The sequence below is a fragment of the Psychrobacter sp. AOP5-GZ1-6 genome (genome assembly GCF_052376345.1).
In the GTDB taxonomy this organism is placed as follows: domain Bacteria; phylum Pseudomonadota; class Gammaproteobacteria; order Pseudomonadales; family Moraxellaceae; genus Psychrobacter.
In genome coordinates, this window is the sequence record NZ_JBQSVP010000232.1 from 1 (window position 1) to 1,929 (window position 1,929).

Annotated in this window: 1 protein-coding gene; it reads left to right on the forward strand. The window is 35.8% G+C overall.

Going from position 1 to position 1,929, the window contains the following annotated elements; all coding sequences use genetic code 11:
• Nucleotides 1-364: 364 nt before the first annotated feature.
• On the forward strand, nt 365-1,929 hold a 1,565-nt coding region (locus tag ACT3RN_RS15310), incomplete at its 3' end, for a class I SAM-dependent DNA methyltransferase (protein ID WP_444518799.1).

The following is a 1,929-nucleotide window of genomic DNA, read 5'->3' on the forward strand; positions in this document are numbered from 1 at the left end:
GATTTTACTTCTGACTCTGATATAGATTGGTCCAAATCTATATCAGAGATTGATCAACAGCTATACGCAAAATACGACTTAAATCAATTTGAAATTGATTTTATCGAGAGTGAAGTCAAGGCGATGGATTAGGCTCAAATCTATATTTTACACAAGCAAATCTCTATAAGATTTTGATTGGACCATCTAGTGACATAAAATACAAAATGTCATCACTTAACTTAAATTAGTGGTGACATTTTTTTATTCTCTATACATAAGAGTTTTCACGGGTTTATGTCATGTCATCACCTTCTAATGTAATGCGTATGCAGGTTCAGGTAACTTCCTTATTATTGCCTTTAAAGAGCTTAGAAAACTTGAGATGGAAGTCATTAAGCTACGTCAAGAGCTAGTAAAAAACGGTCAGCAAGATGATTTCTTTGATGAAATTAGTCTAGATTCATCATTTTCACGAATTAGGCTTTCTCAATTCTATGGTATAGAGCTTGATGATTTTGCCCATGAGGTTGCTATTCTGTCTCTTTGGTTGGCTGAGCACCAGATGAATGTAGAATTTAAAGCCGAGTTTGGAGATTGTGCCCCATCCCTTCCTTTGAAAGCTTCAGGGGGGATCTTTCATGGTAATGCACTAAAGCTCGATTGGTTCGCGGCTTGTCCTCCACTAGAAAAGGAAGAAGTCTATATTATCGGAAACCCTCCGTATATAGGCTCTAAAAACCAAAGTAAAGAACAAAAAGAAGATATGAAACAGTGCTTAAAAGAGCTAACAAATACTAAGGCTCTAGACTATATAGCATGCTGGTTCATAAAGGCCGCTCAGGTAATTAATAGTAAAAGTGCATTCGCCTTTGTGACAACGAACTCTGTATGTCAGGGAACTCAAGTACCGTTACTATGGAAAATTATCTTTAACTACAATGTAGAGATTTTCTTTGCTTACAAGGATTTTAAGTGGAGAAATAATGCAAAAAATAATGCAGGAGTTACTGTTAGCATTTTAGGTTTAAGGAAAGAGTCAAAAACATCTGTGAAAAAGTTTATCTTTGAGAACGAAATTCGACGTGAAGTCACCAATATAAACCCATACCTAATTGATTCAGATAATATTTTAATAGATAAAGCGGTGACTTCGATTTGTGACTTACCAAAAATGCAAGTTGGTAACGAACCTTATGATGGTGGCAACCTAATATTTACAGATAACGAGAAACAACAATTTATTGTTGGAAGTCCTACTTCTGAAAAGTATTTTAAGAAACTTGTGGGCTCAAATGAGCTTTTGAAAGGTACTTACAGATGGTGCCTATGGATTGAAGATGATGAGCTTGAAGAAGCTAAGAACATCCCTGAAGTAAATGCAGTAATTGATGCAGTACGTATATCACGAGAAAGTGGTGGGATGAATGCTAGAAGCTGCGCTCATAGACCTCATCAGTTCCGATGGGTAAACAGATCTAAAACCAATCAAATAGTAATTCCGTTAGTATCGTCAGAGCGTAGACCATATATACCTATATCTTTCATCGATAAAGAAACTATTATTACGAATTTGGGGCAAGTTATCTATGATGCTCCTATTTATATTTTTTCAATTATAAGTTCTCATATCCACATGACATGGGTTAGAGCTATAACTGGTCGATTAGAGAGTCGCATTCGTTATTCTTCTGGGATTTCTTATAATACATTTCCTGTACCTAATATTAGTTCAGGAAAACTAGCTCAACTAGAGATTGCAGCCCTTAATATCATTGAAGCTCGCGAAAGTTATTCAGAGCTAAATTTAGGAGACATGTATGATCCCAAAAAGATGCCTGATGAGGTGCGAAAAGCTCATGAAGAAAATGATAAGTTAGTTGATAGTCTTTATTCCTCTAAGGGCTTTAGCAATGACACAGAGAGGTTAGAGTGCTTGTTTTCACAGTA